28 protein-coding genes are annotated in these 25,810 nt (G+C 69.8%); 17 read left to right on the top strand and 11 right to left on the bottom strand.

Translation table 11 applies throughout. The features are described 5' to 3' along the window. Positions 1 to 6 precede the first annotated feature (6 nt). On the top strand, positions 7 to 483 hold the full coding sequence (gene soxR, locus TU34_RS14545; protein WP_045823623.1) for a redox-sensitive transcriptional activator SoxR: 477 nt from the start codon (positions 7 to 9) through the stop codon (positions 481 to 483). 9 nt (positions 484 to 492) lie between these two features. On the opposite strand, the gene TU34_RS14540 is transcribed toward soxR, so the two are convergent. Beyond that, entirely contained in the window at positions 493 to 1,605 is a 1,113-nt protein-coding gene (locus TU34_RS14540; protein ID WP_045823622.1) for a hypothetical protein, read from the bottom strand. A 160-nt stretch (positions 1,606 to 1,765) separates the two neighbouring features. On the opposite strand from TU34_RS14540, the gene TU34_RS14535 reads away from it, so the two are divergent. Continuing rightward, positions 1,766 to 2,884, top strand: coding sequence for an SMP-30/gluconolactonase/LRE family protein (locus TU34_RS14535; RefSeq protein ID WP_150116540.1), 1,119 nt, complete (start codon positions 1,766 to 1,768; stop codon positions 2,882 to 2,884). Between the two features lie 21 nt (positions 2,885 to 2,905). On the opposite strand, the gene TU34_RS14530 is transcribed toward TU34_RS14535, so the two are convergent. After that, entirely contained in the window at positions 2,906 to 3,313 is a 408-nt protein-coding gene (locus tag TU34_RS14530; RefSeq protein WP_045823620.1) for a DUF5313 family protein, read from the bottom strand. Positions 3,314 to 3,328: 15 nt separating this feature from the next. Then, positions 3,329 to 3,901, bottom strand: coding sequence for a hypothetical protein (locus TU34_RS14525; RefSeq protein ID WP_052688950.1), 573 nt, complete (start codon positions 3,899 to 3,901; stop codon positions 3,329 to 3,331). Here TU34_RS14525 and TU34_RS14520 point away from each other — a divergent pair. Beyond that, positions 3,900 to 4,751, top strand: coding sequence for an SOS response-associated peptidase (locus TU34_RS14520; RefSeq protein ID WP_203225468.1), 852 nt, complete (start codon positions 3,900 to 3,902; stop codon positions 4,749 to 4,751). The two genes, TU34_RS14525 and TU34_RS14520, sit on opposite strands and share 2 nt — an antisense overlap. An 8-nt stretch (positions 4,752 to 4,759) precedes the next feature. Here the strand turns inward: TU34_RS14520 and TU34_RS14515 are convergent, their stop codons facing one another. Continuing rightward, positions 4,760 to 5,281 (bottom strand): aminoacyl-tRNA deacylase, encoded by a 522-nt coding sequence (locus TU34_RS14515; protein ID WP_045823617.1) that lies wholly within the window; start codon positions 5,279 to 5,281, stop codon positions 4,760 to 4,762. Between the two features lie 275 nt (positions 5,282 to 5,556). On the opposite strand from TU34_RS14515, the gene TU34_RS14510 reads away from it, so the two are divergent. After that, complete coding sequence (locus TU34_RS14510; RefSeq protein ID WP_045823640.1) at positions 5,557 to 6,261, top strand: sigma-70 family RNA polymerase sigma factor; 705 nt, start codon at positions 5,557 to 5,559, stop codon at positions 6,259 to 6,261. Next, the gene (gene rsrA, locus TU34_RS14505; protein WP_082080308.1) at positions 6,258 to 6,572 is read left to right on the top strand and encodes a mycothiol system anti-sigma-R factor; all 315 of its coding nucleotides are present in this window, start codon (positions 6,258 to 6,260) and stop codon (positions 6,570 to 6,572) included. Before TU34_RS14510 ends, rsrA begins: the two co-directional genes overlap by 4 nt. A 75-nt stretch (positions 6,573 to 6,647) precedes the next feature. On the opposite strand, the gene TU34_RS24645 is transcribed toward rsrA, so the two are convergent. Next, positions 6,648 to 6,722 carry a 50S ribosomal protein bL37 gene (locus tag TU34_RS24645; RefSeq protein ID WP_369758845.1) on the bottom strand — a complete coding sequence of 25 codons (75 nt, stop codon included), beginning with the start codon at positions 6,720 to 6,722 and terminating at the stop codon, positions 6,648 to 6,650. Positions 6,723 to 6,954: 232 nt separating this feature from the next. On the opposite strand from TU34_RS24645, the gene TU34_RS14500 reads away from it, so the two are divergent. Both TU34_RS14500 and TU34_RS14495 read left to right on the top strand, forming a co-directional pair. Continuing rightward, on the top strand, positions 6,955 to 7,170 hold the full coding sequence (locus tag TU34_RS14500) for a biotin/lipoyl-binding carrier protein (protein WP_045823616.1): 216 nt from the start codon (positions 6,955 to 6,957) through the stop codon (positions 7,168 to 7,170). 47 nt (positions 7,171 to 7,217) lie between these two features. Beyond that, the gene (locus TU34_RS14495) at positions 7,218 to 8,708 is read left to right on the top strand and encodes a sensor histidine kinase (protein ID WP_045823615.1); all 1,491 of its coding nucleotides are present in this window, start codon (positions 7,218 to 7,220) and stop codon (positions 8,706 to 8,708) included. Between the two features lie 79 nt (positions 8,709 to 8,787). Here the strand turns inward: TU34_RS14495 and TU34_RS14490 are convergent, their stop codons facing one another. Then, positions 8,788 to 9,045 (bottom strand): WhiB family transcriptional regulator, encoded by a 258-nt coding sequence (locus TU34_RS14490; RefSeq protein ID WP_045823614.1) that lies wholly within the window; start codon positions 9,043 to 9,045, stop codon positions 8,788 to 8,790. Positions 9,046 to 9,330: 285 nt separating this feature from the next. Continuing rightward, positions 9,331 to 10,326, bottom strand: a complete 996-nt coding sequence (locus TU34_RS14485; protein ID WP_150116539.1) for a diacylglycerol/lipid kinase family protein — start codon at positions 10,324 to 10,326, stop codon at positions 9,331 to 9,333. Between the two features lie 113 nt (positions 10,327 to 10,439). Between TU34_RS14485 and TU34_RS14480 the strand changes: the two genes are divergently transcribed. Beyond that, on the top strand, positions 10,440 to 10,880 hold the full coding sequence (locus TU34_RS14480) for a hypothetical protein (RefSeq protein ID WP_045823613.1): 441 nt from the start codon (positions 10,440 to 10,442) through the stop codon (positions 10,878 to 10,880). A 334-nt stretch (positions 10,881 to 11,214) separates the two neighbouring features. Further along, the gene (locus TU34_RS14475; RefSeq protein ID WP_045823612.1) at positions 11,215 to 12,723 is read left to right on the top strand and encodes an HNH endonuclease signature motif containing protein; all 1,509 of its coding nucleotides are present in this window, start codon (positions 11,215 to 11,217) and stop codon (positions 12,721 to 12,723) included. Between the two features lies 1 nt (position 12,724). Here the strand turns inward: TU34_RS14475 and TU34_RS14470 are convergent, their stop codons facing one another. Then, entirely contained in the window at positions 12,725 to 13,363 is a 639-nt protein-coding gene (locus TU34_RS14470; protein ID WP_045823611.1) for an acid phosphatase, read from the bottom strand. 164 nt (positions 13,364 to 13,527) lie between these two features. On the opposite strand from TU34_RS14470, the gene TU34_RS14465 reads away from it, so the two are divergent. Further along, the gene (locus tag TU34_RS14465; protein WP_045823610.1) at positions 13,528 to 14,322 is read left to right on the top strand and encodes a ParA family protein; all 795 of its coding nucleotides are present in this window, start codon (positions 13,528 to 13,530) and stop codon (positions 14,320 to 14,322) included. 3 nt (positions 14,323 to 14,325) lie between these two features. Here the strand turns inward: TU34_RS14465 and TU34_RS14460 are convergent, their stop codons facing one another. Further along, on the bottom strand, positions 14,326 to 15,630 hold the full coding sequence (locus TU34_RS14460; protein WP_052688949.1) for an Rv3212 family protein: 1,305 nt from the start codon (positions 15,628 to 15,630) through the stop codon (positions 14,326 to 14,328). Next, positions 15,627 to 17,252: a DEAD/DEAH box helicase gene (locus TU34_RS14455; RefSeq protein ID WP_045823636.1), complete on the bottom strand. Its 1,626-nt coding sequence runs from the start codon at positions 17,250 to 17,252 to the stop codon at positions 15,627 to 15,629. The genes TU34_RS14460 and TU34_RS14455 overlap by 4 nt, the downstream gene beginning before the upstream one ends. Positions 17,253 to 17,588: 336 nt before the next feature. On the opposite strand from TU34_RS14455, the gene TU34_RS14450 reads away from it, so the two are divergent. Next, entirely contained in the window at positions 17,589 to 18,362 is a 774-nt protein-coding gene (locus tag TU34_RS14450) for a ferritin-like fold-containing protein (protein WP_082080305.1), read from the top strand. A 135-nt stretch (positions 18,363 to 18,497) separates the two neighbouring features. Next, positions 18,498 to 18,737 carry a DUF3107 domain-containing protein gene (locus TU34_RS14445; RefSeq protein ID WP_045823609.1) on the top strand — a complete coding sequence of 80 codons (240 nt, stop codon included), beginning with the start codon at positions 18,498 to 18,500 and terminating at the stop codon, positions 18,735 to 18,737. Between the two features lie 154 nt (positions 18,738 to 18,891). On the opposite strand, the gene TU34_RS14440 is transcribed toward TU34_RS14445, so the two are convergent. Further along, positions 18,892 to 19,581, bottom strand: a complete 690-nt coding sequence (locus TU34_RS14440) for an HTH-type transcriptional activator FasR (protein WP_082080304.1) — start codon at positions 19,579 to 19,581, stop codon at positions 18,892 to 18,894. A 47-nt stretch (positions 19,582 to 19,628) separates the two neighbouring features. On the opposite strand from TU34_RS14440, the gene TU34_RS14435 reads away from it, so the two are divergent. From TU34_RS14435 to TU34_RS14415, 5 genes are all read left to right on the top strand, one after another. Then, the gene (locus TU34_RS14435) at positions 19,629 to 20,645 is read left to right on the top strand and encodes an alpha/beta fold hydrolase (RefSeq protein WP_238981324.1); all 1,017 of its coding nucleotides are present in this window, start codon (positions 19,629 to 19,631) and stop codon (positions 20,643 to 20,645) included. A gap of 368 nt (positions 20,646 to 21,013) precedes the next feature. Next, complete coding sequence (locus TU34_RS14430) at positions 21,014 to 22,060, top strand: DUF3152 domain-containing protein (RefSeq protein WP_420835188.1); 1,047 nt, start codon at positions 21,014 to 21,016, stop codon at positions 22,058 to 22,060. Positions 22,061 to 22,083: 23 nt separating this feature from the next. Continuing rightward, positions 22,084 to 23,292, top strand: coding sequence for an adenylyltransferase/sulfurtransferase MoeZ (gene moeZ / locus TU34_RS14425; protein ID WP_045823631.1), 1,209 nt, complete (start codon positions 22,084 to 22,086; stop codon positions 23,290 to 23,292). Between the two features lie 2 nt (positions 23,293 to 23,294). Then, entirely contained in the window at positions 23,295 to 24,806 is a 1,512-nt protein-coding gene (locus TU34_RS14420) for an MFS transporter (protein ID WP_238981323.1), read from the top strand. Between the two features lie 28 nt (positions 24,807 to 24,834). Beyond that, positions 24,835 to 25,689 carry a TIGR02569 family protein gene (locus tag TU34_RS14415; RefSeq protein ID WP_045823608.1) on the top strand — a complete coding sequence of 285 codons (855 nt, stop codon included), beginning with the start codon at positions 24,835 to 24,837 and terminating at the stop codon, positions 25,687 to 25,689. Positions 25,690 to 25,810: the final 121 nt, after the last annotated feature.

Raw genomic sequence — 25,810 nt, 5'->3', positions numbered from 1 at the left:
TCGCCGATGAGCACACCTGCGCAGAGCAAGGAATTCACGGTCGGGCAACTCGCCGCCCGCAGTGGTGTCGCGGTGTCGGCGCTGCACTTCTACGAGCGCGAGGGCCTCATCTCGAGTCGACGCACGTCGGGTAACCAGCGTCGCTACGGCCGCGACACGCTGCGCCGCATCGCCTTCATCCGGATCTCGGCGCGCGTGGGCATCCCGTTGGCGTCGATCCGGTCCGCACTCGACGAACTCCCGTCGGGTCGGTCGCCGACTAAGCGTGACTGGGCCCGACTCTCACGGTCGTGGGAGTCGGATCTGACGGCGCGGATCGACGAGATGACCCGCCTGCGCGACAACCTCACCGACTGCATCGGCTGCGGATGTCTGTCCCTGAGCACCTGCGCCCTGGCCAATCCGGGCGATCGCCTGGGCCACAACGCGATCGGGCCCCAGCGGGTGTTCGACCCGCTGGAGCCCGATCGTCGAGGTGTCTGAGACCGCGGTCTAGAACGCCGGCTTGATCGATCCCAGCACGCTGACGGTCCAGACCGCGGAGTTGACCGAACCGGCCGGATCGTTCGGCGGCACCACACCGTTGAGGGTCACGAGACCGCCGGTGAGGCCGCGGCCGTAGTTCGCCGGGAGGGCGAAGCCGCAGGTCTGCTGGCGCGACGCGGTGCCGGGTAACGCGCTCTGTCGGCAGTGGCCGCCGTTCGTGGTGGTGAGGGCGATGCCGCCGATGGAGATGGTGAGCGTCGCGCCGAAGTCGGGGAGCCCCACCTTCTGGTAGCAGATCGTGGCGTCGGCGGCGGTGGTCGCCGAGGGTTCGCCGGCGATGGCGCCGGTGGCCGCATCGACCGAGATCGCGTGGATTTTCGTGGTGCGGACACCGCCGGGGCAGCCGGCCTTGGTCCCGGCCGAGATCGAGTCCACCTCGCGGCCCACGGAATACTTCACCGATCCGGTGTCGGGGGCCTGCGGTGCGGTGGGGGCGTTCACAGGCGCCCGGGGGGTGCCGGTGGTGTAGAAGGTCCACAACGATCCGGTGGTACCGCCGGGCAGGCGGATCGGGTTGGTGACCGAGTTGCTGCTCGCGACACCGCCGGTCACGCCGTTGGCGTTGGGGTTGATGCGCTGCACGCAGTCGGCCCCGCCGCGACCTTCGGCGATGTAGGGCGTGAGGCCGCAGGGCCCGCTCATGGTCAGCGGTCCGATGCCGGGCGCGGTGGCCCGCGAGTACTGCTCGTAGATCGACTGGCCGTCGAGACCGAGTGTGCCGCAGACGTAGATCGGACCGACGTCAGATCTCGTCGGATCGGTCAGGAACCCGGTGGTGGCGCTGTTGGCGAAGGTGTAGAGCCGGGCATCGAGGCGCTGGAGGACGGTGAACCGCCGGGGGAAGCCGAAATAGGCGTTGCACGCGTCGTCGTCGACGGCGGCGGCCTGCTTGCCGGAGTCGACGGTGCGATAGACGCTGAAGCTGCCCGGCCCGTCGGAGATCGAGCCCAACACGGTGGCCGGGGCGACCGTGGGCGCGGCGGAGGCGGTCGTGGTCACCGAACCGACGATGGTGATGACGGACAACGCCACGACGACGGCGCGCGACAGCGATCTCATTGTTTGTCTCCCGACATTCGATCCGGACAGTGGTCGCGCTCACGATGCCAGATACGTGACAGATGTTGAGAAAAGCTGTCAACGAGCACAACACGGTCTCGCGATGTCTGGGCGTGGGCGCAGAGACCGCGGGGCGACACCCGGGGTAGCGTCAGCCCCCATGACTCTCCGGGGCGCCCAGCGAACCGTCGGTTCGATCACCACTTCTCTTGTCGCGGCGGCGATCTCCGTCGTGGCCTCGCTCGCCACCGGTGCGGCACCCGTGGCCGCGGCGCCCGACCCCGGCCCGCCGCCGGCCTACGGTCAGGCCCGCGACTTCGCCCACGTGCCATCGCCGGGGCAGCCCGAGGGCATCGCCGTCGACCCCACCGACGGCAGCGTGTGGACGGGTTCCAACCGGCCGAACTCCTCGGCCGACGTGTGGCACTACGACGCCGCGGGCAGGCTCCTGCAGACCTACAGCCTCATCGGTCATCGCCCCGCCGAGCACGGCGTCAACGGCATCACCCTCGACGGCGACGGTCGGGTCTACGCCCTGGACTACAGCGGCGCGCGGGCGGTGCGGATCGATCCGGCCACAGGTGCGCAGAAGGCGTACGCCACCTTCGCCGACCTCCCGCTGTGCTCGGCGGCGCGGGGCCGGCCGTGCGAGCCCGGGATACTCGACCGCCAGGCGTGGCCCAACTGGGCGACTTTCGCCGCCGACGGCTCCATGTACGTCTCCGATCTGAATCAGGCGACGATCTGGAAGGTGCCGGCCGGCGGCGGCGCGGCCCAGATCTGGTATCAGAATCCAGATTTCGCGTCGATCTACAGTCTCAACGGCATGCAGTTCGATGCCCGCGGTCGTCTGGTGTTCGTCAACACGCTGTCGGTGTCGAGTCTGCAGACCGCCGGTCACGGCGTGGTGTACCGACTCCCCGTCACCGCCTCCGGCGCCCCGGGGCGACTCGACCGTGTGGCGATCACCGGACTGGGGGACGGGCTCGTCATCGGGCGCAGCGGCAAGATCTACCTGCCCATCTCGAACCCGCTGGACAACTCGGTGACCGTGGTCGACCCGGCCACCGGCGCGACCCTCGACGCCCTCCCGCCGCTGCCGCAGCGATACCTGCGTTCGACACCGTTCTCCACCCCGGCGTCGGCCGCCTTTCGCGGGACCTCGTTGATCGTCACCAACCACGCGAACTTCACGCCGCTGCCGCGCCTCTACGAGCTCATCGAGGTCGGGGTCGGCGAGACCGGTCTGCCCCTGAACTTCCCGGTCGGCATCGCCTGACGCGCGACCGGTCGGATCGGGTCAGGGCGCGCGACGGTCGCGGTAGATGGCGTCGTAGTCCGCGCGCGTGGCATCGCGTCGGCGTTGTGCTCGGGCGCCGACGAGCTCGGGATCGAGTCCGTTGCTGCGCAACAGGTGTCGGCGATAGAACGGTGTCAGGGCGATCTGGAAGTACACCAGTGGGAACAGCAGGATGCCGATCATGCCGAGGCGGTAGATGACGGGTCCGGGCACGAAGGCGAACGCGACGAAGATCGGGACGAACGGGAGCAACCCCCGGGTGACGTAGCGCCGCACGTGTCCCGGCCCCACCACGTCGCGCCGCACCCAGCCCCGCATCGATTCCGGTAGCGGTCGTCCCGCGAGATAGCGCAGGAACGCCACCGGCCCGGGACGGGCGGGCGGGGGCGACGATGCGGTGTCCGACATCGGCGCAACGATACGTCAGTGCGTGAGGATCACCTTCACCGCGACGATCGCCGCGGCCACCACCGCGGTCGCGATGCCGCCGAGGAGGACGCGCAGGGTCGCCCGCTGCCCGCGGACACGTTGGATCATGATCTCCACCAACGCCATTCGCAGGATCGGGCCGGCCCCGGCCAGTACCAGCGCCCAGGTCGGGTTCAGCACGTCGAGCCACCCCAGCGCGAGGAAGAACGCGGGGAAGGCGCCGGCCGACGCGATCGGCACGGCGTCGCGCAACTCCTCGAGGGCCAGGCGGCGACGCATCGGCTCCTCGAGGTGGGCGGTCGCCTCGGGGATGCTGTGGCCCGCGACGATCTCGGCGAACACGTGCGCCAGGAACGTCGTCGCGGTGGTGCCCAGGACGACGAGCACCGCCGAGCCGTTCTCGATGGCCGCGGGACCGACGACCACGACCGCGGCCAACGCCAGCAGGGTGCCGTAGATGTAGGCCGACAAGCGCGCCGACGCCCGTTCCGGGGACAACGGGCCCGCCGCGCGATCGAGGAATCTGCGGCGGACACTCCCCGGTCGTGGTGACACCATGGAGCTCATGTGTGGACGTTATGCGGTGACGACCGATCCCGCGCTGCTCGCGGCCGAACTCGACGCCATCGACGAGGTCACCCCGCACCGGCCCGACCCCGGTGACTCCGACCCCGGTGACTTCGACGCAGTCGACCCCGACACCGCACGATCTCGCTCGGTGCCCGGGGTGAACTACAACGTGGCGCCCACCACCACGGTGATGACGGTGGTCCGGCGTCATGGTCACGACGACCCCGACGGTGAGGATTCCTCTGGGGATGCCGCGTTGCGTGTGCGCGCGATGCGATGGGGTCTCGTCCCGGCGTGGACGAAGGATCTCGCGAAGAGCCCACTGCTGTTCAACGCCCGCGCGGAGAGCGTCGCCGAGAAGGCGTCGTTCAAGACCTCGTTGAAGGGCCGACGGTGCCTGGTGCCGATGGACGGCTGGTACGAGTGGCGCAAGGGGACCGGACCCGACGGCAAGCCCTCGAAGACGCCGTACTTCATGTCCCCGGTCGACGGGACCCGTCTGTTCATGGCGGGGTTGTGGACCACGTGGCGACCGAAGGACGCCGACCGCGACGCACCCCCGCTGATGAGTTGCACGATCATCACCACCGACGCGGTCGGGCCGCTCCGCGACATCCACGACCGCATGCCGCTGGTGATGCCCAGTGATCACTGGGACGCCTGGCTCGACCCGGACAACCCGCCGCCGCCCGCCCTGTTGGCACCGCCGTCGGCGCAACTGGTCGACGCGATCGACCGCCGCGAGGTGGCTTCCCTGGTGAACCGCGTGGCCAACAACGGACCCGAACTCCTCGATCCGGTCGACAGCTCGGTGCAGGATCTGCCCGAGCAGGGGACGCTGCTCTAGCGGGCCTCTCAGGAGCAGATGTCGGCGACCACCGCGTCGGTGAGTCGTCGCAGGTCGGCGGGCGCGAGTTCGATCTCGAGTCCCCGGCGTCCCGCGCTGCACAGGATCGTCGGCCACGCGAGCGCCGAGGCGTCGATCACGGTGGGCAACGCCGTGCGCTGACCCAGGGGCGACACCCCGCCGAGCACGTACCCGGTCACCCGCTGCGCCGCGGCGGGCTCGGCCAGTGCTGCCCGGGTGACCGACGGATCCGACAGCGCCGCGACCACCGCTCTCGGCGACAGTCGCCGCGGGACGGGCAGCACCGCGACCGCGAACCGTGCGCGCGACCCGGCCGCGTCCCCGCCGCCCGACAGCGACAGCACCAGGGTCTTGAAGATCTGAGCGGCATCGACCCCGAGCGTGTCTGCGAGGTGCTCGACGGCGTCGTCGCCGTACGACCTGGCCCGCGGATCGGCTCGGTAACGGTGGATGCGGTGCTCGACGCCGGCCCGTCGGGCGGCGGCCACCGCCGGGGTCATCGCGCTCATGATCGGCAACGCTAGCGCCGGGGTTACACGCGGGGTGAACCGAAACGGAACAATCGTGCGCGGGCACGGGTTGAAGCCATCGACACCGTTTCGAGGCGAACGCGGACGATCCGTTCACCGCACCGTTATCGAAACGAGATGTGTGACCGTGTCGACGCGAAAGGGAGCATATGAGTACGCAGGTGTTGGACCGCCCCGTGGGCGGGGGTGCGCCGGTGCTGATGTTCGTCGAGACGAGCCCATCGGTAGGCTCGGACGACGGGCGCCCGCACACCATGGCGCCTCGGACGTCCCGCTACGGGGCAGATCGCGGAGGGACCCTCGTGACCGAATCCGATCCATCGGTGGTGGCAGACGGCGATTCGACGCCTGCGGAGACCACCGAGGAGCGCGGTGCCCGCTTCGAGCGCGACGCGTTGCCGCTGTTGGATCAGATGTACGGCGCGGCCCTGCGGATGACGCGCAACCCCGCCGATGCCGAGGATCTCGTCCAGGAGACGTACGTCAAGGCGTTCTCGGCCTTCCACTCCTTCAAGGCGGGCACCAACCTCAAGGCGTGGCTGTACCGGATCCTCACGAACACCTACATCAACGGTTACCGCAAGCGTCAGCGTCAGCCCGCGCAGTACCCGACCGACGAGATCACCGACTGGCAGCTCGCGGCCACTGCCGAGCACACCTCGACCGGTCTGCGTTCGGCGGAGATCGAGGCCCTCGACGCCCTGCCCGACGACGACATCAAGTCGGCGCTGCAGGCGCTGCCCGAGGACTTCCGGATGGCGGTCTACTACGCCGACGTGGAAGGCCTGCCCTACAAGGAGATCGCGCAGATCATGGACACCCCCATCGGGACCGTCATGTCGCGCCTGCACCGCGGCCGCAAGCAGCTGCGTGAGCTGCTGGCCGATGTCGCCCTGGAGAGGGGCTTCCGGCGTGCCGATCCCGTGGGCACCGACGCAGCGAAGGAGGCGACCCGATGAGCGACACCGGACGGGCCCGCCCCGATGAGCAGACAGCGGACGAGGCGGCCGAGTTCGAGCAGCTCGACTGCTCGGCGGTCATCGCCGACGTGTGGCTGTTGCTCGACAACGAATGCGACCAGCAGGTGCGTGGTCGCCTGCAGTCCCACATCGACGGATGCTCGAGCTGCCTCGAGCACTACGGCATCGAGTCGCAGCTCAAGAGCCTGATCAGCCGCAAGTGTGGTGGCGACCAGGCCCCCAGCGGGTTGCGCGATCGACTCACCCTCGAGATCCGCAAGACCGTGATCGGACGTGCGGTCGAGGGCTGATCGACACACCGCAGACACGAACAGGGCCGGACACCACCGCGAGGTGGTCGTCCGGCCCTGTTCGTGTGCGAACCGTCAGGCGTTGGGGCGCTTGCCGTGGTTGGCGGCATTCTTCTTCCGCGCGCGCTTCTTGCGTCCACGTTTTCCCATGGTGTTCTCCTTCCCGTGCACTGCGATGTGATGGCATCCGAGCGGCGCGACCCGCGTCGGTGGGTACAGGGGATCGATTCTCCCACGACCACCGCGTGAGACCCCAATCGCGCGGACGCGCGACGGGGATGCCCGGCTCCGATCGTGCCGCCGTGGACTGCGATAGGTTGTCCTCGGCAGCGAGCAGAGCCGAGTCGCCGCCACCGGAGAGCCGAGAGCACTGGAGGTCGTCATGGCAGAAGAGGTCGTGGCCGAGATCGTCGCGAGCGTGCTCGAGGTGGTCGTGTCCCCGGGTCAGCAGATCGAGGTCGGCGACACCATCGTGTTGCTCGAGTCGATGAAGATGGAGATCCCGGTCCTCGCCGAGGAGGCGGGCACCGTCACCGACGTGAAGGTCGCCGTCGGCGACGTGATCCAGGCCGGCCACCTCATCGCCACCATCGACTGATCCACCGCCACGTGTCGGTGCCCTCCCGCGGCGCGGGACCCCGGTAGATGTCGACGCTCACCGATCTCCTCGCCGACCACACCTCGCTGTCGGGTGCCGATGCCGGACACCTGCAGCGTGTGGTCGCCGAGTGGCAACTCATGGCGGATCTGTCGTTCGCCGATCTGTTGATGTACGTCCCCACCGAGTCCGGTGACCTGATCTGCGTCGCCCAGTGCCGGCCGAACACCGCTCCCACGGTGTTCCCGTTCGATCAGGTCGGTCGCGTCGTCGTCGAGGACGACGACCGCTCGCCCGACGCCAACCCGCAGGTCCGTCGGGCGTTCACCAGCGGACGGATCCTCCGCGAGGAGGACCCGACGTGGTTGGGGCACACCGCGATCCGCCGCGAGGCCGTGCCCGTCCGGTTCGCCGGCGAGGTGGTGGCCGCGATCAGTCGGACCGCGAACCTGGCGCAGCTGCGGATGCCCTCGCATCTCGAGCTCGCCTACCAGGACTGCGCGAACGACCTGTGTCAGATGATGTCCGACGGTGCGTATCCGCAGAACGAGGCCAATTCCCGAGGGCTGTCGACGCCGCGCGCCGGCGACGGCTTCATCCGCGTCGACGACGAGGGCGTCGTGGTGTTCGCGAGTCCCAACGCCCTGTCGGCGGTGCACCGGATGGGGTGGACGACCGACCTGACCGGCAACCACCTCACCGACGTCCTCGGTGAGCTGCTCACCGATCGTTTCGAGGCCGACGACACGGTGGCGATGATCCGTGAGGCCGTCGCCGGCGGTTCGGGGCGTCGGATCGAGGCCGACGCGCGGCGGGCGAGCGTTCTGATCCGCACCGTCCCGCTGCGTCCGCGGGGTCAACCGTCGGGTGCGGCGGTCCTCGTGCGCGACGTCACCGAGGTCAAACGCCGAGATCGCGCGCTCATCAGCAAGGACGCGACGATCCGCGAGATCCACCACCGGGTGAAGAACAACCTGCAGAGCGTCTCGGCGCTGCTGCGACTGCAGGCCCGCCGCACCGAGAACCCGGAGGCGCGCGGAGCGCTCACCGAGGCTGTCCGCAGGGTGGCCGCGATCGCCCTGGTGCACGAGCTGTTGTCGGGCAGTGTCGACGAAGAGGTCGATCTCGACGTCGTCGTCGATCAGCTGGTGCCGGTGATGGCCGACGTCGCCTCCGGGGACAGCAACGCCGTGGTCCGCCGAGGCGGCACCCTCGGCGTGCTGCCGTCGGATCTCGCGATGCCGATGGTGATGGTGCTGACCGAGTTGATCCAGAACGCCGTCGAACACGGCTTCGGGACCGATGAGCACCGCGACGGCGAGGTGGTGATCGAGGCCGACCGCAACACCCGCCGACTCGTGGTCACCGTGCGCGACAACGGGGTCGGGTTACCGCCCGGCTTCGACATCCGCGCCTCGGAACGTCTCGGACTGCAGATCGTGCACACGCTGGTCCGTATCGAACTCGGCGGCACCCTCGATCTCGCGCCCGCCGACGGCGGCGGCACGGCGGCGGTCCTCACGGTGCCGCTGCGCTGAGACCCGCCGGATGCCGGGTGCCCCCACACAGCACAGGGCCCGGCGGTTTCCCGCCGGGCCCTGGTGCGTGGTGAACGCGTCAGACCGTGGTGCTGCGCGTCCGGTTGCGCGCGTTGCGACGCTTCAGTGCGCGACGCTCGTCCTCGCTCATGCCGCCCCAGACCCCTGCGTCCTGGCCCGACTCGAGTGCCCACGAGAGGCAGTCGGCGGTCACCGGGCAGCGGTTGCAGACGAGCTTCGCGTCGGCGATCTGGGCGATGGCCGGTCCGCTGGTCCCCACGGGGAAGAACAGCTCCGGGTCCTCATCGCGACAGATTGCATTGTGACGCCAGTCCATGTGCGTGCTCCTTCGATTTCGCGCGTGTGTGATCGCGCCGGTTGTCACTTGTCGTTCATCTGTGCGTACTCAATGTTTCCGCACTGTTGCTTGTGAATGCTTTCACGAATCACGATGAAGTCAATGGTGTCGCGTTAACACGTGGGCAATGTCACTGCGACAACGGGGGTCCGTGGCGAACTCCCTGCACCGTTGTACTACTGTCGGGAACATCCTGCGCTGTCTTCACGACATTCATGCAGAAACTCACACCCTCGAACCGTGTCGGTCTGCGCTCGTGTCGGCTCAGGCGGACAGCGGTGGTGCGACGACCTCGAGTCGGTCGCTTACACACCCGAACGCCGCGGTCGTCGCCTTGCCGACATAGTCGCCGTCCATCTGCACGTCCATCGGGGCGCGCGCGGTCAGGCGCACCGACGCGACGTCGTCGTCGGTCAGGACGTGCCGCGCGTGGGGCTTTCGACCGGTGAGCAGCTGGGTGAAGATGCCGAGGTTGCGCGTGACACTCATCGACGAGGACGCGAAGACGCCGAGACCGCATTCGTAGGTGGTGTCGGGATTGGTCCACACCGGCCGCGGGCCGATGAAGGTCCACGGGTTGGCGTTGCAGACGAAGACGAAGTGGACGTCGTCGATGGTGTCGCGACCGGGCAGTGACACCGACAGCTGCGGTGGGCGACGGGACGCGCTGATGAAACGGCGCACCGTGGTCGCGATGTAGCGTGCGTCGCTGGCCGGTTTCCCCGCGTTGCGCTGGTCCTCGATCGAGGCCACCACCTCCGCGTCGACACCCATCCCCGCGTTGAACAGGAACCACCGGCCCGACGCGGCGGCGGGGGAGGGCGTGGACCCCGGGCGCTTCGGGGCCTCGGCGGAGAGGTGACCGAGGCTGATCCGGCGCCGTGACCGCTCGGCAAGCAACGTCAGCAACTGCGCCGTCGCCTTCATGGGGTCCGGGTCGATGCCCAGCGAACGCGCGAACACGTTCGCGCTGCCGCCGGGGATGACGGCCAGGGCCGGCGCCGGGTTCGGACCGATCGGGTCGCCGGGGGCGTCGAGCAGGCCGTTGACGACCTCGTTCACCGTGCCGTCGCCGCCGTGGACGATCACGATCGGGCAGCCCTGCGCCCGGGCGCGGGCCGCGATCTCCCCGGCGTGGCCGCGGTGGGTCGTCAGCTCGACCGAGAGATCGATCTTCGCCGAGAGGGTGTCGGCCAGCGCGTCGCGCCCCGCGTCGGTGGTCGACGTCGCGAACGGGTTGACGATCAGCAGGGCACGCACGATCTGCAGAGCCTAGAGGGTGCCGCGAGGGGGGACACAATCGTCGGGGGCCGCGACACCGCCGCCGATCGGCGGCCTCTCGTCGTGGGCGCCCGACGAACTACGCTGGACCGGTGAGTCGTACACCTGCCGAGCGTCGTCCGGACACCGGTCCCCCCACCGCCGTGCGGCGCGCCGGCGTGGTGGTCGCGCTCGAGGGCGTCGTGGCCGTGGTCATCGCGATCGTGCTCGCCGTCCACGGCGCCACCGGGGCCGACGAGAGCTTCATCAGCAGTTACGGAACGGCCGGATGGTTCGCGATCCTCGGCTCGGGTGTGGTGGCCGGCGGCGTCGCGCTGTGCACCGGCCGACGGTGGGGTCGCGCCATCGCGGTGGTCGCACAGATCCTGCTGATCCCCGTCGCCTTCGCGTTGCTCACCGACAGCGGTCAGCCCTGGCTCGGTGCGCCGCTGCTCGTGGTGGTGGTCATCGTGCTGGGTCTGCTGTTCTCGCCGAAGTCGGTCCGCTGGCTCGCCGACGACTACGCCCCCGATGCGGAGCCCCCGAAGGACTGACACCGCCGCTGAGACCGTAGGTGGTGCTGACTGGGTGGAAACTGCCGTAGATCACGTGAGCCACGGTTGCTGACTGTGTGGAAACGGCCGCCGACTGTCCTGGCGGTGCTGACTGTGTGGAAACGGTCGTCGAGTGTGCTGACGGCGTCACGCGCGCCGACGACGAGACAACGCACACTCGGCGTCCGGCTTCCGCACCGTCAGCGGCAGTAGAACGCAACCAGCCACCCGAAATACACTCACGCTCAACACTATTCACCAAAATCAATCACCCACACCTCGAACACGCGTGCTAGAATAGACGTACAGTCACACCTGGGGAGGGGGACAGCCGGTGAGCGATCTCGTAGCAAAATACGCTGCCCTGCAGGACCTCCTCGACGAGATCGCGAAAGAGACCTCAGACGCCCACGACGACGAGACCGTCGCACAACTGTCCATCACTCACGAAACCGTTGTCCGCCAGTTCGAGTCCATCGGCAATCGGCGGATTCTCGAGGTCTCCGACCGCGACGCCCACCGGACCGTGGGATGCGTGACCGTCACCGAGTTCCTGCAGACGAAGCTGCGGATCACCCACCCCAAGAAGCGCCTTCAAGCCGTCCGAGCGTTGGAACCCATGCACGCGATGACCGGCGAGAAACTGCCGCCGGTGTGCCCGAACACGGCGCGAGAGTTGGCTGCCGGAACGATCGGGCCCGATCACGTTCACGCGGTCCTCGACGTGATGAAGAAGATCCCCTCGGCCGTTGATGCAGAACAGCGGGCGGGGGCCGAGGAAGTTCTGGCCGAATTCGCGACCACACTCACGCCCAAAGAGATCACCGCCGCCGGCGTCCGGATCCTGGCGCACCTCGATCCCGACGGAACACTGACCGACGACCGCGATCGCGCCCGGAATCGGAAACTGAACCTCGGGTGCCAGGACTCGCAGTTGATGTCGAAACTCACCGCGACGCTGGATCCGATCACCCGCGCACTGTTCGACGTGGTGTTGGCGAAGTGGGCCGCGCCGGGGATGAACAACCCCGACGACGAGCTGTCCCCGATCGGTGACGGCAGTGACATCGACTCCAACCTCCTCCGCGAAGCTGCGGATCGGGACCATCGATCGCAGAGTCAGCGGAACCACGACGCGTTGAAGGCTTTGCTGGATGTCGCGGTGAACGGTGGGCTCCTCGGTGGGTCGCATCGCGGGTTGCCGCCCCAGATCATCGTGTCCATCACCGACGCACAACTTCGTGAGCACGCCGGTGTAGCGCGCACCGCCACCGGCACCGACTTGCCGATCAGCGACGTGATCACACTGGCCGCCGACGCGCAGCCCCACCTCGCGGTGTTCAGCGATGTCACAGGCGAACCGTTGTTCTTCGGCCGCGGCCGGCGTCTCGCGTCGCAGGCGCAGCGGTTGATGGCCTTCGCCCAGTACAGGGGCTGCAGCAAAGACGACTGCGCGACACCGTTCGCCCACACCGAAATGCACCACGCCGACGCCGATTGGGCCGACGGCGGACTCACCGACGCCACAGACATGGCACCCGCCTGCGGACGCCACAACCGGGCCGTCGGTCCCGAACCCCACCAATGGGCCACCGAGAAGATCACCGACGGCCCCGACCGCGGCCGCTACGGGTGGCGACGCAACACCGACCCACCCGACCAGCTCCGCGCCAACCACCTACACCGCATCGACGAACTGCTGCACCCGCATTCGCCAGACACCGACGAGGCACCATCGCCACCGGTCCTCGACATCGAACATCAGCTGGTGGCCGAGCGGCTCCCGCGTGCCCCGCGCGTCGACATCGTCTGGCCGAGGCACCCCATCGACTACGCGGCCTGAGTCAGCCCAGGGGGCGCGTCGGCCGACCCGCGTCGACATAGTCGGCGCTGCGGTAGCCGGTGATTCCCAGTGCGGTGAGTTGACGGGACTCGCCGTCGAACCCGAGGACGGCGATCGACGCGGGCAGCATCGTGAAGTGGCGTCCGCGCGCGATCGGCGAGCCGATCCAGCGCGCCAGCAACGACCGCGAGAAGTGCCCGTGCGTCACCACCACGACGTCGCCGTGGTCGAGCAGCGGGGTGAGCTTCTCGATGACGGTGTCGACGCGGTCGCTCATCTCGTCGGGCGACTCGCCGTCGGGGCCGCCGTCGGCGAACACCGTCCAGCCGGGGTCGGTCTCGTGGATCTGCGGGCTGGTCAGTCCCTCGTAGTCGCCGTAGTCCCACTCCACGAGCAGCGGTTCGACTGTGTCGACGTGCAGTCCGGCGAGCTCGGCGGTGCGGCGGGCGCGCAACCGCGGGGAGCTGAAGACCTGGGGGTCGGTGAGCGACAACTCCTCCACCCGACCGGCCAGGCTGCGGGCCTGCTCGACGCCGGTGTCGGTGAGGTCGATGTCGCTGGAACCGGTGTGCTTACCGCTCTTGGACCACTCGGTCTCGCCGTGTCGGATGACGATGAGTCGATGCGTCGCTGTGGCCACGCCGTCATCCTCCCACCGCCGCCGCGTCGCGACGTCGGGGGCATATCCTCATCTCACGAGCCGCCGCAGAGAACGTGCGCGGTGCGCACACACGGCCATCGCCACGAGGCCACCGAGGGGAATGGGACAGTCATGATCATCCTGCACACCGATCGGGCCCTCCGATGAGCAAGATCCTCGCCGTCGCGAATCAGAAGGGTGGCGTCGCGAAGACCACCACCGTCGCCTCCATCGGCGCCGCTCTCGCCGCGATGGACCTGTCGGTGCTGGTGGTCGACCTCGATCCGCAGGGATGTCTCACCTTCTCCCTCGGCCACGACCCCGACCACCTCGAGGTGTCGGTGCACGAGGTGCTGCTCGGCGAGAGCGACATCGTCGACGCGCTGGTGTCCACCGACGACGGCATGACCCTGTTGCCCGCGACGATCGATCTCGCCGGCGCCGAAGCCCTGCTGCTGATGCGGCCGGGACGCGAATACGCGCTCAAGCGCGCGCTGGCGCAGGTCACGCAGGACTACGACGTGATCCTGCTCGACTGCCCGCCGTCGCTCGGGGTGCTCACCCTCAACGGTCTCACCGCCGCCGACGAGGTCGCCGTACCGCTGCAGTGCGAGACCCTCGCCCACCGCGGGGTGGGTCAGCTGCTGCGTACGGTCACCGAGGTCCAGCAGATCACCAACCCGGCGCTCACGCTGCTCGGTGTGATCCCCACGCTCTACGACTCGCGCACCACACACAGTCGTGACGTGCTGGCCGACGTCTCCGACCGCTACGAGATGCCGGTGCTGAGCCCGCCGATCCCGCGCACCGTGCGGTTCGCCGAAGCGTCCGCGTCGGGCGCGACGGTGATGACCGGGCGCAAGAACAAGGGATCGCAGGCCTACCGCGAACTCGCCGACAACCTGTGGCAGCACTGGGATGGCGGCAAGGCGCTCGCCACCCTCGAGACCGCGGTATAGCGCCTAGCTCCCGATCAACATGTGCACGGCGCCGCCGTAGAACATCGCGACGTCGTCGCCGATGGGCGAGAGCGTGACCGTGCCACCGCTGTATCCCGGGCGTGCCAGGGCGATCGTGCGAGACTGCCGTCCGGTGGCCGCCTCGAGCACGGTGATCCCCGACGGTCCGGGCACGATGAGGTCGGTTCCCATGGCCGCGGCCGGTCCGAGGGTGCCCGGCACCTGGTAGCGCGGGGTGAGAGCCGAGGCGTCGAGGATGACGGTGCCCTTGCCCGTGAAGAACGACAGCAGGCCGTCGCTGCGGACGGGGACCGAGTCGGCGGGTGCCTGCGCGTCACCTAGCACCTCGTGCGAACTGCTCAGCACCGCGCCGGTGGTGAACACCTGGATCTGCGGGCCACCGGTGCCGCCGGAGATGGCGCCACCGGAACCGAGGTACACCGCGACCGACGACGACGACACCGCGACCACGCGAGGCGGCGGTGACGCGGTGCCGCTGGTGATGATCCGCGACCCGAGCTGTTTGACCTTCTCGTCCTTGTCCTGGGCGGCGGAGAAGACCGACAGGCGGTATCCCGGTTCGTCGCCGCACCGTTCGATGACCGCGATCTGGTCGGCTCCGGTGGCGCTGGACGACATCCGGCATCCCGCGCGGGGCTGGGTGCCCGGTTTCACCGGCGCCGAGACGCGGCCGTACTCGACGCCGCGCACCAGGGTCGACCCCCAGGACTCGAGGCGCGTCGGACCCTGGGAGACGACGTAGTCGGCGTTCGCGGACAGCGTGATCTTGTCGTCGGCGTCGCTGCTGCGGGTGTCGGCGCGGTGGCCGTCGTCGGGGTCGAGTGAGGTGACCTCACCGCACCCGCGGCTGTTCCGGTACACCGCGACGACACCGGGGGAAGCCTCCCAGCCGGCGATCGCGCCGCACAGGTCGAGGTTGCGTCGATAGCTCCACCGCACCGTCCCGGTGGCCGGGTCATGGGCCTCGACGGTGCCGCGGTCGGCGGTGACGACCGCACTGTCGGTCACGATCGCGGTGGTGCTCGCGCCCGAGGGTGCCGACCATCCCTCGGTGAAGCCGGCCGGGACGACCGCGGCCGGGGTGACCGCGGTCAGCGGGACCCCCGCCTGGTCGGAGGTGGTGTGCCGGGACGGACTGACGTACCAGATGACCGCGGCGACGACGATCACCACGACGACGATCAGCGCGCTGATCGCCAGGTCGAGGCGGGTGCGCCGCTCAGGTCGGATCGGTCCCCGCGGGGAACCGCCCGGGGGCGTCTGGGTGTCGGTCCGGGCGCCGCTCACTGCTCGGCGGAACCCGCAGACGTCGATTCGCTGGCCGCGGCGTTCGACGAACCCGAACCACCGCGGCCGCGACGACGCCGGCGACGCGGCTTGGTGCCGCCCGCGGTGTCACCGTCACCCGATGCGCTCGAGGTCGCCGAGGCACTCGACGAGGCCGACTCAGCCGACTCGGTCTCGGCCTGCGCGGTGGCCGAGGCCATCGCCGCGCCGCCCGAACGGGTCCGGCGGCGCTGACGGTCGGCACGCGGCTCACGCCTCTCCCGCGGCTCACGCCTCTCGCCGCGCGCGGCCCGCTCGTCCTCGGAGGGCTTCGCGCCGGGGACGCGGCCGGTGGCGTCGGCGGGGATGTTCAGATCGGTGCGGAGGTGCTCGGAGCTCGAGTAGGTCTCGACGGGCTCGGGCATGCCGAGTCCGAGCGCCTTGTCGATGGCCGCCCACTTGTGCAGCTCGTCCCAGTCGACGAGCGTCACCGCGATGCCGGTGCGTCCGGCGCGACCGGTACGGCCGATGCGGTGGACGTAGGCCTTCTCGTCCTCGGGGCACTGGTAGTTGATGACGTGGGTGACGTCGTCGATGTCGATGCCACGGGCGGCGACGTCGGTCGCCACGATCACGTCGATGCTGCCGTCGCGGAACCGTCCGAGGGCCTTCTCGCGGGCGACCTGACCGAGATCGCCGTGCACGGCTCCGACCTTGAAGCCGCGCTCGCCCAGATCGTCGGCCACCTTCTGCGCCGTGCGCTTGGTGCGGGTGAAGATCATCGTGGCGCCGCGACCCTCGGCCTGCAGGATGCGCGCGACCACCTCGGCCTTGTCGAGGGCGTGGGCACGGTAGGCGTGCTGGGTGGTGCGTTCGTGGACCGCCGAGTCGCCGGCGTGCTCGGCGCGGATGTGCGTCGGCCGGTTGAGGAACGTGCGGGCCAGGGTGACGATCGGGCCCGGCATGGTCGCCGAGAACAGCATCGTCTGGCGGGCGTCGGGCAGGGCCCGCATGATGCGCTCGATGTCGGGCAGGAACCCGAGGTCGAGCATCTCGTCGGCCTCGTCGAGGACGAGGATCTGCACCTTGCCGAGGATGAGGTGGCCCTGCTGGGCCAGGTCGAGCAGACGGCCGGGGGTGCCGACGACGACGTCGACACCGGCCTGGAGGTCGGCTATCTGCGACTCGTAGGGACGACCGCCGTAGATCGAGGCGATCGACAGCTTGCGCGGCGGGTTGGGCTGCGGGTCGACGTCGATGTTCGCGCCGGCCACCTGGAGATCACCGGTGACCTGGATGCACAGCTCGCGGGTGGGGACGATGATCAGTGCGCGCGGCGTGCCGTCGAGGGGACGCAGCGGTCCGGTCGACCCGGGGGCGACCTGGGTGATGCGGTGGATCAGCGGGACGCCGAAGCCGAACGTCTTGCCCATGCCGGTGCGGGCCTGGCCGATGAGGTCGTCACCGGCGAGCGCCAGGGGCAGGGTCAGTTCCTGGATGGCGAAGGTGTGGGTCTTGCCGTCGGCGGCCAGTGCGGCGACGATCTCGTCGCTGACGCCGAGCTCGGCGAAGGTGGGGGCCACATGGGTCTCGGTGTCGACGACGGTGGTCTGCGGACCGTCGGCGTCGGGCGTCTCGGCGATGACGACGACCGGGTCGGTGGGAGCGGTGGTCTCGCTGTGGGTATGGCTGTCGGTACTGATGATGGGTGCCTTCCGATGTCGCGGAGCACGCACGAAAAGGCTTCACACCGCCACAGGCGACGAACGCGGTGGGCGGGAGCCGAAAAGTGTTTCGCGGCTCGAGATCGGGCAAGAAGTGCGCGCACATTACTGGGGACGCGCGGGCGGGGCGCCGCCGAGTGGCAGCGCCTGCACTGCACGTCGCCTTCGATGGTACGTGGTGAGGGGTGTCGACCACGCATCGGTGCCGGTCACGGGGGCCCGTCGCGGGTTGACCGCGTCGCCTACGATCGGCGCATGGCCGACCATCCCGTGACCCAGACCACTGTGACGCCCACCTCCGCGACACCCGCTTCGGGCGGCCTGCCCCCGTCGACCGCCGACCTCGCGCCGACCCACATCGCCGACGACGCTCAGCTGCCGCCGCTGCCCGACGACCACCCCGGGATCACGTCGTTGTTCGGGGTGCTGCTCGCGGGTGAGATCGCGGCGTTCTACCGGTTGACCGCGGAATCGCAGATGGCGCCCGACATCCGCGGGCGGGTGGCGATGGCACAGATGGCCGGGGCCGAGATGGCCCACTTCGAGGTGCTGGCCGCCGAACTCGTGCGTCGAGGGCGAGATGTGGTCGACACGGTGGCGCACTACGCGCCGATCCTCGACCGATACCACGGGTCGACGACGCCCAATTCGTGGTTGGAGTCGATGGTGAAGGCGTACATCGGTGACGGTCTGGCCGCGGACTTCTACCTCGAGGTCGCCCACACCCTTCCCGGCGACGCGGAGGGCATCGTGCAGGATGTGATGGCCGAGACCGGTCACTCCGAGTTCGCGTGCGCCGAGGTGCGTGCGGCCGTCGCCGCCGATCCGTCGCTGACCTCACCGCTGCGGCTCTGGGGGCGGCGCCTGCTGGGCGAGGCGATCACGCAGGCCCAGCACGTGTTGGCCTCCGAGGAGGACCTGACGGGACTGCTGTTCAGCGAGGCGTCGGACTTCACACGCATCTCCACGTTCTTCGAGTCGATCCAGGACCGCCACGCCGCCCGGATGCAGGAACTCGGACTGGGCTGAGCCCGGCCCCACCTCGTCCCGCTCCGGCTTCTCCGCCGTCCGTTTCCGCCCACAGCGGAGCCGCTGCGGTGCGGGGTCGGCGCTCCACTAGCCTTGGCGTCGAAGGCGCCCGACATCGACAGCAGGAGGACAACCGTGACGGTTGACGTGAAGATCGGCATCACCGACAGCCCGCGCGAGCTGGTGGTGCAGACCGAGCAGACCAGTGACGACGTCCACGCCGCCGTCGAGGCCGCGCTGTCGGGCAAGGAGGCGCTGCTGCGTCTCACCGACGAGAAGGGTGCGCGATTCCTGGTGCCGGTCACCAAGATCGCCTACGTCGAGGTCGGCACCTCCGAGCGTCCGCGCGTCGGATTCGGCGCCAAGAACAGCTGACGTCACAGACGTCGTGAATGCGCCGGATCCCGACGCCTCTCGTGTGCAAGTCGGATTCGGCGCCAAGAACAGCTGACGTCACAGACGTCGTGAATGCGCCGGATCCCGACGCCTCTCGTGTGCAAGTCGGATTCGGCGCCAAGAACAGCTGACGTCAGGCCTCGCTGACGCCGCCCTCGAGAAGCGGCACGTGTGACAGCCCGCCCCACAGCAGTTCGACCGTCGTCTCCACGGCGTCGCGCTTGCTGATGGGGCGTTTGGCGTCGAGCCAGTAGCGGGCGTTGACCTGGCTGGCGCCGACGAGCCCGGCGGCGAGCATCCGCGACCGGTAGGGGTCGAGACCGGAGTCGTGCATGACGAGTCCGTAGACCGCGTCGACGCAGGCCTCGGTGGCGCTCTCCACGCGGCGGATCGCGGCGGGGTCGAGGGCGTCGGATTCGAAGATCAACCGGTAGCCCTGGTGGTCCTGGTCGATGAAGTCGAAGAACGCCCCGACCGCCGACCGCACGCGCTGCTTGTTGTCGGTCGTCGTCTCGAGCGCCTTGCGCACCTCGGAGACGAGCGACTCCGCGTGCTCCTCGAGCACCGCGAGGTACAGATCGAGCTTTCCGGGGAAGTGTTGGTAGAGAACGGGTTTGCTGACCCCGGCGTGGACCGCGATCTCGTCCATGCCCGCCGAGTGGTAGCCGCGCTCGACGAAGATCTCGCTGGCGGCGTCGAGCAGTTGCACGCGTCGGGCGCTGCGCGGCATACGGGTGTTGCGGCGACCGGCGTCGCCGCGGGTGCGGCCGGGGGCAGCGTGCACCGACGAGTCGACGGGTACACGATCAGCGGCGCCTGGCATGGGTAGACCCTACGCGTCACCCCCTCGAGGTGAGGCATGCTGTAGTGGTGTCGACCACCGATCGGACACCGTCCGTACCGCGTTCGCTGCGCGACCTGCTCGCACCGCTCGATCGCACGACCCCGCTGTGGCCGGGGGAGCAGGTGACGGCATCGGGATGGCGCATCCACCTGCGACGTGTGCCCCGTCCGGGCCCGACCCCCTCCGGTTCCGGTGACGCGGGCGTCGATGCCCCGGTCGGCCGGGCGCTGTATGTGCACGGACTCGGCGGGTCGTCGTTGAACTGGACCGATCTCGGTGAGGTGTTGGCCCCGGTGCTCGACGGGTACGCGATGGACCTGCCCGGGTTCGGGTTCTCCGATCCGCCGCCGGGCGGCGACTACTCGCTCACGGCCATGACCGACTCGGTGATCGCGGTGCTCGAGCACCTCGGGGGCGCCCACCTGGTCGGCAACTCCCTCGGCGGGGCGATCGCCTCCCGCGTCGCGGCCCAGCGGCCCGACCTCGTCACCACCCTCACCCTCATCTCGCCGGCGTTCCCGGATCTGCGGCCGCGGATCAAGCGCCTGTCGTTCGTGCCGCTGACCCTGGCGACGGTCCCGCGGGTCGGGCCCGCGGTGTTCGGCTACCTGGGCCGGGTGCATGCCGAACGGCAGGTGGCACAGACGCTGCGCGAGATCATGGTGCGTCCGCAGGTCCTCGGGCCCACTCGGATCGCGCAGGCCGTCGAGCACGCGGTCGATCGCGCCGAGCTCCCGTGGGCGCCGGCGGCGTTGTCGGGCAGCCTCAACGCCCTGGTCGCGAGCTGGCTGTGGATGTCGGGCCGGGACCACTGGCGGCGCGCCCGCATGATCACCTCGCCGACGCTGGTGATGTGGGGCGGCCGCGACAAGCTCGTGAGCGCGGCCATCGCACCGCGCGTCATCCGCACCATCGAGGGGTCGCGGTTGGTGATGTTCGGCGCCGTCGGGCACGTGTGCCAGATGGAGATCCCGCTGGAGACGGCGCGGGAGATCGCCCGCCACGTCGAGATCGCCGATCCCGCCTCGCTGGTGGCCTGCTGACAATCAGGACACCTGGGTGAACGAGGACGTGTGCACGTGGCCGCGCATCCCGGGAACGCTCGCCGAGCTGTGAGATGGTGAAACACGTGAGTGCGCCAGGCGGGGGAGGACCGCCCAGATCCGGAGCGGGATTCGGTGGACCCGACCCGCGAGATGCGCCCATGAGCGGCGCCCCGGGGCCCGGGCACCCTTCTGTTCCCGACTCCTTTGCGCCCCATCCGTCGGGCCCGCTGCCCGCGGGTCGTATGCCGCCGCAGTACGCGCCCCCCGGGAATGCGTCGCCGCCGATTCGCCCGTCGTCGCGGGAACGCTCTTCTCGTACTGCGAGTGGGCGGGGTTCGAATGGGCGGGGCCGGCCGCAGCGCGACGTGCGCCACGATCTGCTCGCCGACGCCCCGTACGACCGCCCGACCGCACCCCGACCCGACCGCCGACCGATCGCGCGCCAGGTGGCCGAACGCGGCCGGCCCGGCGACGATCAGCCGCTGCGCGCGCACTGGGATCCGACGGCCGAGGACCCGCGCGGCCGGCGGGGTCCGCGTCCGGAGCGCCGCAAGCGCACCCGGATCGGTGCCTTCGTCGCGACCTACGGCTGGCGGGCCTATGCGCTGCCCGTCCTCGCGATACTCACCGTGGTGCTCGTGGCGGTGACCCTCACCGGCACCCCGTCGTCGCCCACCCCGGCCGCACCGGCGCCCGACGCCGCCTCGCGCAACACCGACGTCAACTCCGAGACCTCGCCGATCGGCGCGCCGACCGGTGACGCCGCCGCGGCCACGCTGCCCGCGGGTCAGCTGCCCGATGGCGGATCGTTCACCACCAACGGCGCGAAATCGTGGCGCGTGGTGCCCGGCACCACCGGGGTCGTGGGCACCGCGCCGCGGGTGTACACCTACACCGTCGAGGTCGAGAACGGCCTCGCACCCGCCGATTACGGCAGCGACGCGATCTTCGCGAAACTCGTCGACACCACGCTGGCCAACCCGAAGAGCTGGATCGGTGGCGGCAAGGTGTCGTTCCGGCGGATCGAGACCGGCACCCCCGACTTCCGGGTGTCGCTGACCTCGACCGGCACGACCCGCGAGCTGTGTGGGTACCAGATCAAGCTCGAATCCTCCTGCTACTACCCGCCCGAGGCGCGCGTGACCCTCAACGAGGCGCGATGGGTACGCGGCGCGGTGTCGTATCAGGGTGACGATCTGCTGTACCGCCAGTACGCGATCAATCACGAGATCGGTCACGCGATCGGCTTCGAGAAGCATCAACCGTGTGGCCAGGAGGGCGCGTTGGCCCCGGTGATGATGCAGCAGAGCTTCGGCGTCGCCAACAGCGACATCATGGCGATCGACCCGGACATGCAGGCCGACCGTGATCTGGTGTGCCGGGCCAATCCCTGGCCGTTCCCCGGTAGCTGAGCGGCGTAGCGTCTGCGGTGATCATGGCGACCACCGGAACCTCCCAGATGCCCCCCTCGCAGACCCCTCTGCCGCCGCTCGTCGAACCGGCCGCGGAACTGACGCGCGCCGAGGTCGCGCGGTACAGCAGGCACCTGATCATCCCCGACATCGGGATGACCGGGCAGCGACGGTTGAAGAACGCCCGGGTACTGGTCATCGGGGCAGGCGGACTCGGTTCGCCGGCGCTGCTCTACCTCGCCGCCGCGGGCGTCGGCACACTCGGGATCGTCGAGTTCGACGACGTCGAGGAGTCGAACCTGCAGCGTCAGGTCATCCACGGACAATCCGATGTCGGGCGGTCGAAGGCGGCGAGTGCCCGTGACTCCATCGCCGAGATCAACCCGTTCGTCACCGTCGAACTGCACGAGCACCGTCTCGAGGCCGACCACGCGGTGGCCCTGTTCGAGCGGTACGACCTGATCGTCGACGGCACCGACAACTTCGCGACGCGCTATCTGGTGAACGACGCCGCCGTGCTGGCGCGCAAACCGTATGTGTGGGGGTCGATCTACCGCTTCGAGGGACAGGCGTCGGTGTTCTGGGAGGACGCCCCCGACGGTCGCGGGCTGAACTATCGCGACCTCTACCCGCAGGCCCCGCCGCCGGGAACGGTGCCGTCGTGCGCCGAGGGTGGCGTCCTCGGGATCCTGTGTGCCTCCGTCGGTTCCATCATGGGAACCGAGGCCGTCAAGCTCATCACCGGCATCGGGCAGACGCTGCTGGGTCGGCTGATGATGTACGACGCCCTCGCCATGGAGTACCGGACCATCCGCATCCGCAAGGATCCCGAGGCCGAGCCGATCACCGAACTGGTCGACTACGAGGCGTTCTGCGGCATCGTCGCCGACGAGGGCGCGACCACCACCGGTTCGGAGATCGACGCAGCGGAACTCGGCCGGCTCCTCGACGCGGGTGAGCCGATCGCCCTGATCGACGTCCGCGAGCCCGTCGAGTGGGACATCGTCCACATCGACGGCGCGACCCTGATCCCGCTGGGGGAGTTGGTCTCCGGCGAGGCGCTGGCCGCGCTGCCGCAGGACCGGCCGACCGTGCTCTACTGCAAGACCGGTATCCGATCGGCCGAGGCACTGGCGGTGTTGCGCCGCGCCGGTTTCGCCGACGCGCGCCACCTGCGCGGCGGGATCACGGAGTGGGCGCGACAGACCGACCCGTCGATGCCGGTCTACTGATCGTGGCCACACCCACGCCCGAGGGTTCCCCGCCGGACGGTGCCCCGTCGGCCGGCGCGTCGGTGGAGTTCTCGTCGGCGCGTGGGCGCTGGGTGGTGGCGTGTGCCGTGCTCGGGTCGTCGATGGTGTTGCTCGACTCGACGGTGGTCAACGTCGCGCTGCCGCGCATCGCCGACGATTTCGATGTCGGGCTCGCGCCCCTGCAGTGGACCGTCACCGCCTACATGTTGACGCTGTCGGCGCTCATCCTGCTGGGCGGATCGCTGGGTGATCGACTCGGCCGTCGACGGGTGTTCGTCGTCGGCGTGATCGGTTTCGCCGGTGCCTCGCTGCTGTGCGGACTGGCGCCGAATGTGGAGGTGCTCGTCGGTGCGCGCGGCCTGCAGGGGATCGGCGGCGCGCTGCTGACACCCGGGTCGCTCGCGATGATCCAGTCGTCGCTGCGCCCCGGCGACCGGGCCCGGGCGATCGGTACCTGGTCGGGCCTCGGGGGCGTCGCCGCGGCCCTCGGCCCGTTCCTCGGAGGGTGGTTGGCCGACGGTCCCGGCTGGCGGTGGGCGTTCCTCATCAACGTCCCGGTCGCCGCGGTGTGCGTCGCCGTGGCCGTACGTCACGTGCCCGAGACGCGGGATCCGCACGCGTCGAAGCACTTCGACATCGTCGGGGCCGTGCTCGGTGCGGTCGCCCTCGCCGGCGCCACGTGGGCCCTGATCCGGGCCGCGGACGGGGGCCGCGCGGTCGAGGTCGCCGTGGTGGGGGTCGTCGCGGTGGCGGCGGGTGTCGCGTTCGTGATGGTGGAGCGTCGAGAACCCGAACCGATGGTGCCGCCGACCCTGTTCGCATCGCGGCCGTTCACCGTCATCAACGTGATGACGTTCGCGGTGTACGCCGCCTTCGGTGGCTATTTCTTCATCGTCGCGTTGCAGCTGCAGGTCGTCGCCGGCTACTCGGCGTTCTGGGCCGGTGCCGCGCTCACCCCGGGCACCCTCCTGATGCTGCTGTTCTCTGCGCGGTCGAGCGCGTTCGCGGCCCGGGTCGGCGCGCGGGGTCCGCTCACCGTCGGCGCCCTCCTGTGCGCGGCGGGGCTGCTGTTGATGCTGCGGATCGGTCCGCACGCCTTCTATCCGACCGACGTGTTGCCCGGCGCGGCGACCCTCGGCGTCGGGATGGTGTTGCTGGTGGCGCCCCTCACCTCGACGGTGCTGGCCGCGGTGGCCGATGACCACGCCGGTCTGGCGAGCGGGGTGAACAACGCCGTCGCCCGCGCCGCCGGATTGCTGTCGGTCGCCGCGATCCCGCTGATCACCGGCACCCCGGCCGATGCCGGACTCGGACCGGCCTTCGATGACACCTTCGACCGCGCGGTGCCGGTGTTCGCCGGTGCCCTCGTGATCGCAGCGCTGCTGGCGTTCGTCGGCCTGCGTCCGACCGGCTCGAGGGTCGATCGGTCGCGACGAGCCGGACGGGCGATGCCCGCGACTCCGAACACGGCCGACCCGCACCTCCCCGGTTAGCAGGCGCGAGGTCGGTAATCTCAGGACCGTGAATGCCCCCGATCCGCCCGAACACGTCATCGCGACGTTCGGTCTCGCCGGATCGACCCCCATCGCCCTCACCCGCGAGTGGGAGGGCGGCTGGCGCATCGGCGAGGTGGTGCTGTCGCTGGTGCCCGACCACGCACGCGCCGCGTGGTCGGCGAAGATCCGCGAGGACCTCTACGTCGACGGCGTGCGCGTCGCCCGTCCGCTGCGCGGCACCGATGGTCGCTACGTGGTCTCGGGCTGGCGTGCCGACACCTACATCGCCGGATCGCCCGAGCCCCGTCACGACGAGGTCGTGTCGCTCGCCAACCGCCTGCACCAGGTGACCGCCGATCTCGAGCGCCCGCGCTTCCTGCTGCAACCACCGGCACCGCCCTACACCGACGTCGACGTGTTCAACGCCGCCGACCGCGCCGCGTGGGAGGACACCCCGCTGCGCTCGGCCCGTGCGGCCGGCTTCGGCGAGCCGACGTCGCCCGACGGGGTGAAGAGCATCGAGATGCTCAAAACCCTTGCCACCCTGCGTAAGCCGATCGAGTCACCGTCGCAGCTGGTGCACGGCGACCTCTTCGGCACCGTGCTGTTCGCGGGCGCGGCCGCGCCGGGCATCACCGATCTCGTGCCGTACTGGCGACCCGCCCCGTGGGCCGCGGCCGTCGTGGTCGTCGATGCGTTGGCCTGGGGCGGGGCCGACGAGGACCTCGTCTCCCGCTGGGCCGATCAGCCCGAGTGGCCGCAGATGATGTTGCGAGCGCTCATGTTCCGGCTGGCAGTACACGCCCTGCACCCGCGGTCGTCGTCGGGCGCGCTCGCCGGACTGTCCCACGTCGTCGACGTGGTGCGGTTGCTGCTCTAGTTGTACTGACCCGAGACGTTGGTCGAGTGGCTGTGACACGTCAATCTGAGTGATGACGCGGGAGGGCCTCCTGCGGTGGAGTGGAACTGCCTAGGTATCCGCTCGTCCCTCAGGAGGCCCT

The sequence above is a fragment of the Williamsia herbipolensis genome (assembly GCF_000964005.1).
GTDB lineage: Bacteria > Actinomycetota > Actinomycetes > Mycobacteriales > Mycobacteriaceae > Williamsia_A > Williamsia_A herbipolensis.
The sequence above is the reverse complement of the archived record's forward strand: the minus strand, read 5'-3'. Positions and strand labels throughout refer to the sequence as shown.

Excerpts from the sequence above, each read along its gene's own strand:
- soxR (WP_045823623.1), top strand. The coding sequence starts at position 7 with ATGAGCACACCTGCGCAGAGCAAGGAATTCACGGTCGGGCAACTCGCC.
- TU34_RS14540 (WP_045823622.1), bottom strand. The coding sequence starts at position 1,605 with ATGAGATCGCTGTCGCGCGCCGTCGTCGTGGCGTTGTCCGTCATCACC.
- TU34_RS14535 (WP_150116540.1), top strand. The coding sequence starts at position 1,766 with ATGACTCTCCGGGGCGCCCAGCGAACCGTCGGTTCGATCACCACTTCT.
- TU34_RS14530 (WP_045823620.1), bottom strand. The coding sequence starts at position 3,313 with ATGTCGGACACCGCATCGTCGCCCCCGCCCGCCCGTCCCGGGCCGGTG.
- TU34_RS14520 (WP_203225468.1), top strand. The coding sequence starts at position 3,900 with ATGTGTGGACGTTATGCGGTGACGACCGATCCCGCGCTGCTCGCGGCC.
- TU34_RS14525 (WP_052688950.1), bottom strand. The coding sequence starts at position 3,901 with ATGAGCTCCATGGTGTCACCACGACCGGGGAGTGTCCGCCGCAGATTC.
- TU34_RS14515 (WP_045823617.1), bottom strand. The coding sequence starts at position 5,281 with ATGAGCGCGATGACCCCGGCGGTGGCCGCCGCCCGACGGGCCGGCGTC.
- TU34_RS14510 (WP_045823640.1), top strand. The coding sequence starts at position 5,557 with ATGGCGCCTCGGACGTCCCGCTACGGGGCAGATCGCGGAGGGACCCTC.
- rsrA (WP_082080308.1), top strand. The coding sequence starts at position 6,258 with ATGAGCGACACCGGACGGGCCCGCCCCGATGAGCAGACAGCGGACGAG.
- TU34_RS14500 (WP_045823616.1), top strand. The coding sequence starts at position 6,955 with ATGGCAGAAGAGGTCGTGGCCGAGATCGTCGCGAGCGTGCTCGAGGTG.
- TU34_RS14495 (WP_045823615.1), top strand. The coding sequence starts at position 7,218 with ATGTCGACGCTCACCGATCTCCTCGCCGACCACACCTCGCTGTCGGGT.
- TU34_RS14490 (WP_045823614.1), bottom strand. The coding sequence starts at position 9,045 with ATGGACTGGCGTCACAATGCAATCTGTCGCGATGAGGACCCGGAGCTG.
- TU34_RS14465 (WP_045823610.1), top strand. The coding sequence starts at position 13,528 with ATGAGCAAGATCCTCGCCGTCGCGAATCAGAAGGGTGGCGTCGCGAAG.
- TU34_RS14450 (WP_082080305.1), top strand. The coding sequence starts at position 17,589 with ATGGCCGACCATCCCGTGACCCAGACCACTGTGACGCCCACCTCCGCG.
- TU34_RS14440 (WP_082080304.1), bottom strand. The coding sequence starts at position 19,581 with ATGCCAGGCGCCGCTGATCGTGTACCCGTCGACTCGTCGGTGCACGCT.
- moeZ (WP_045823631.1), top strand. The coding sequence starts at position 22,084 with ATGGCGACCACCGGAACCTCCCAGATGCCCCCCTCGCAGACCCCTCTG.